Origin of the sequence: Bacillus sp. JJ1764 (genome assembly GCF_036962145.1) — a bacterium.
Lineage (GTDB): Bacteria > Bacillota > Bacilli > Bacillales > Cytobacillaceae > Neobacillus.
In genome coordinates this window covers 1-4,170 of record NZ_JBALNY010000143.1, presented here as the reverse complement: position 1 = coordinate 4,170, position 4,170 = coordinate 1, and the positions used below count along the sequence as shown (strand labels likewise).

Below are 4,170 nucleotides of genomic sequence, written 5' to 3'. Positions count from 1 at the left end.
AAGATTGTTATTTTGAAAAAGTGTTGAAGAAGTGCTTGTTTCATTATAATAGTTTTGTGCAGATTCAAATAAATTGGAGAGTGTTCATATGGGACGTAAATGGAATAATATCAAGGACAAAAAAGCGACAAAAGATGCTAATACGAGTCGTATTTATGCAAAATTTGGACGTGAAATCTATGTAGCTGCGAGACAAGGTGAACCTGATCCAGAATCAAATACCGCTTTAAGATTTGTACTTGAACGGGCAAAAACATATAGTGTGCCTAGACATATTATTGACCGTGCGATTGATAAAGCAAAAGGTGGTTCTGATGAAAGCTTTGACGAACTACGTTACGAGGGTTTCGGACCAAACGGGTCGATGATCATCGTTGATGCCTTAACTAATAACGTAAACCGTACAGCATCAGAAGTTCGTGCTGCGTTTGGTAAAAATGGCGGAAATATGGGTGTCAGCGGTTCTGTAGCTTATATGTTTGATGCAACAGCCGTTATTGGTGTCGAGGGTAAATCGGAAGAGGAAGTTCTTGAGCTATTAATGGAAGCAGATGTCGATGTACGTGACGTCATAGAGGAAGATGATAACCAAGTTGTAGTGTATGCTGCTCCAGATCAATTCCACGCTGTACAGGAAGCTTTCAAAACAGCAGGTATTACTGAGTTCACTGTTGCAGAATTAACGATGTTAGCGCAAAATGAAATCACAGTTCCAGAAGATGTTGTACCTAAATTTGAAAAATTAATCGATGCTCTGGAAGACTTAGAGGATGTTCAACAAGTTTACCATAATGTTGATTTAGGGGAATAATTGAAAAAAGCTAGCTCAAAAACTTGATCAACCAACGTTTAATACTTATAAAGTAAAGGTATATTTCAATGATTGTGACTAAAGTTTAACACAATACCGATGGGTGATGGCATTCGTCTTTAAATGTTCCCTCGAAAAGTGTGATAGACATTTGTTACTTACTAAGATAACCTACACTTTAAAAAACTCACTTGTTTATATGAAAAAATCATATAAGGAGTGAGTTTTTTTATTGCTTTGAGATTTTTATATGAAGTTTTTATACGATTGGAATCTAAAATTTTTTCGATTTAAAATATAAGATTATTTTTTAGGTTTGGCGTTTAAAAAGGGGATTGTAGAGAAGCGATATTAAGATCTTGGTATCAATAAGATTAAAGAAATAGCACTCAAAAGAATGAGTGCCATTTTGAAGACTATTTATTTTAGGCTTGGGATCCTGTAGCAGTTTCTTTTTCTTTTTTTTCATCCTGCTGTTCCTCGGTGCTTTCTTCTTCTATTTTTGAAGCTAGTGCGGTAACGATTACCTCATCATCTTCGTGATTAATCACTATATTGCTGTAGTTTTGTCTGATATCGCCAATTTTAATGGTATGGCCTATTTTAATTTTGGAGATATCGACCTCAATGGTTTCAGGGATATCTTTTGGTTTGGCTGAAATATTTAACTCATGCAGAGACTGTTGGAGAATTCCTCCAATTTCAGTACTTTCCGAAGATCCAGTCAAGACCACATGTACCAGGACATGAATCTTAGTTGACATATTGATATGATGAAAATCTGCATGAAGAATATCATGACTAATCGGATTATATTGATAATCCGCAAGTATGACATCCTCAGAATGTCCATTCACGTTCAATGAAATAATTCCATTTCTCCCTACTTTTCTAATGACTTTTAGTAGATCCGCGTTATTGACAGTGATTGCTTTACTTTCTTCATGTTTTCCGTAGACCACTGATGGGATCTTTCCTTCGCCTCTTAATTGATGTAAAGCTGATTTTCGAAAATCGAACCGTTCTTTCGCAACTAGCATAGTGCTCATTGCTTTTCACCTTCCTGATAAATAAGAATTTTAGACATAGGTATAAAATTACTTTCTCTTATAGGAATGTCTAAGCATAAACTTTACTATTCTATTATAGAAACACAATTTTCAATATATCAAATATTTTGCCCTAAGTTTTTTATGTATTACTTATGGAAAGAAACTTATATAGATGCGTTAAGGTGAACCTGTTTAAGGTATTTAATTAAATAAGAAAAGGGTAAATGAGAAGAAATTCTTAACAGCCAAATGTGATAGACTTAAGAAAAAAGGAGGATGTAGCATGACCAAACATAAGATCTATACAATGAGTTTCGCAAGTGTATATCCCCATTATGTTATGAAGGCGGAGAAAAAAGGACGTACGAAAACGGAAGTCGATGAAATCATCCTTTGGTTAACAGGGTATAGCCATGAAGAGTTAGAAGCGCAACTGAAAAAACAGACAGACTTTAAGACTTTCTTTTCGGAAGCTCCCCAACTGAATCCTTCAAGGGCTTTGATCAAAGGGGTGGTTTGCGGTGTCCGAGTGGAAGATATTGAAGAACCAACTATGCAGGAAATTCGCTATTTAGATAAGCTTATAGATGAATTAGCGAAGGGAAAAGCGATGGAGAAAATTTTTCGGGAATAATAATTAAAATTTCTATTACCCGAAAATAACTGTTAAAACGTGAGTCTTCCTTTACTTCTGAATATAAAAAATTTATATCATTTCTTCTTTATAAATTTTAAAGTTAATAAAAAGAAGTCAACTCGTCGTTGACTTCTTTTTATTAGACAGTAAAACGTTTCATCATATTTCGTAATTCATTTGCTAAAGCAGCAAGGCTTTTGGCAGAATTTGATATTTGACTGGAAGATGCCATTTGTTCTTCTGTTGAAGCAGCAATCATTTCAATGCTTGACGTCGTTTCTTTTGTCATATAAGAAACTTCCTCAACCGAGTTCGCAACAAAAGCAAAACTGGAATTGAGCTCCTCGGAAGTAGCCGCAATCTCTTGGATATTCGAAGATACCAATTCAATTTCTGTTAGGATTTCATTAAACTTATTCGCAGTTTCTTTTGTAATAACCATCCCAAGGGATACATTTTCTTTTACGTTTTCTATGGATGCTTTTGATGATTCAGTTTCACGTTGGATGTTTACGACTAACTCATTGATCTGATTAACGGATTGGCTAGACTGCTCCGCTAATTTTCTTACTTCATCGGCAACAACAGCAAAACCTTTTCCATGCTCACCAGCACGGGCAGCTTCAATCGCAGCATTTAGTGCTAATAAATTTGTTTGGGAAGCTATATCGTTAATTAAACTGGTAATATTACTGATTTTTCCTGCAGATTCATTCAAAGATGTAATTCCATCCACAGTACCATCCACTGAAGCATTTATAGAATCCATTTGGCCCACAATCTTTGATACAGATTCTGCACCGATTTCAGCTTTTTCTTTAACAGCTGATGACTTATGTGCCACGTTAGAAGAGTAAGATGTAATATTGGCTAGTGCCAGAACAGACTCTTTTAATGAGAACGTCGTTTCTTCCACCATATTTTTTTGTTTATGAGTGCTTGTAGCAATTTCTTGCATGGACTCAGCCACATGTTCAGTAGCGATTTTGGCTTGCTCTGAACTAGTAGAAAATTCTTCTGCTGAGGAGGTTACTTGACTGGATGTAGAATTGATACTTCTAATAATATCCCTGATGGATTTAACAAATTCATTAAATGAATTGGCTAACTGCCCAAATTCATCTTTATTTTTTACCTCAATATACTGGGTGAGATCAGCCTCGCCAGTTGCAATTTTATCCATTTGTCGGTTTAAAAGATTCAAAGGTTTAATGATAGACCGAATAATGGTTAAACCAAAGAAAATACCGATAAATGTTACTAAAGCCGTTAAAGCAATAAGAATATATATGAACCTTGTCATTTCATTTTTAATAGAAACCTTTTGGCTGTTGTTCTTTTTAGTCAGTTCGTCCGTATATTTATTTACTTGTGGGTCCAGCATATCTTTACGTACGGTTCTTTCTTCCCCAAAATGGACTAAAAGAGCTTGTTCTTTATTGGTATGGTAGTAATCCACAACTTTTTGACTTGAATTCCAATATTCATTATATGCCGACTCTATCTTTTCGATATTATCTTTTTCCTGTTGAACATCCACTAAACCTTTTATAGAAGTTAAGTTCTTTTTAATTTCCTCGGCTTTATTCTCCATTTCTATTGGATAATTAGAGTCGCCGTTAATTAGGAAGGCTCTTTCGTCATTTGATATTCCAGTTAATCGAAATTGG

General features: G+C 35.0%; 4 protein-coding genes. 2 read left to right on the top strand and 2 right to left on the bottom strand.

The annotated features are described in order from the left end of the window. The first annotated feature begins 88 nt into the window (after window positions 1-88). On the top strand, window positions 89-811 hold the full coding sequence (locus V7083_RS18620) for a YebC/PmpR family DNA-binding transcriptional regulator (RefSeq protein WP_335480710.1): 723 nt from the start codon (window positions 89-91) through the stop codon (window positions 809-811). Between the two features lie 425 nt (window positions 812-1,236). Here V7083_RS18620 and V7083_RS18615 read toward each other — a convergent pair whose 3' ends face one another. After that, window positions 1,237-1,860, bottom strand: coding sequence for a 50S ribosomal protein L25/general stress protein Ctc (locus V7083_RS18615; protein WP_335480708.1), 624 nt, complete (start codon window positions 1,858-1,860; stop codon window positions 1,237-1,239). A 286-nt stretch (window positions 1,861-2,146) separates the two neighbouring features. On the opposite strand from V7083_RS18615, the gene V7083_RS18610 reads away from it, so the two are divergent. Then, window positions 2,147-2,497, top strand: coding sequence for a DUF2200 domain-containing protein (locus tag V7083_RS18610; RefSeq protein WP_335480706.1), 351 nt, complete (start codon window positions 2,147-2,149; stop codon window positions 2,495-2,497). Window positions 2,498-2,639: 142 nt separating this feature from the next. On the opposite strand, the gene V7083_RS18605 is transcribed toward V7083_RS18610, so the two are convergent. Then, on the bottom strand, window positions 2,640-4,170 hold a 1,531-nt coding region (locus V7083_RS18605; RefSeq protein ID WP_335480704.1), incomplete at its 5' end, for a methyl-accepting chemotaxis protein.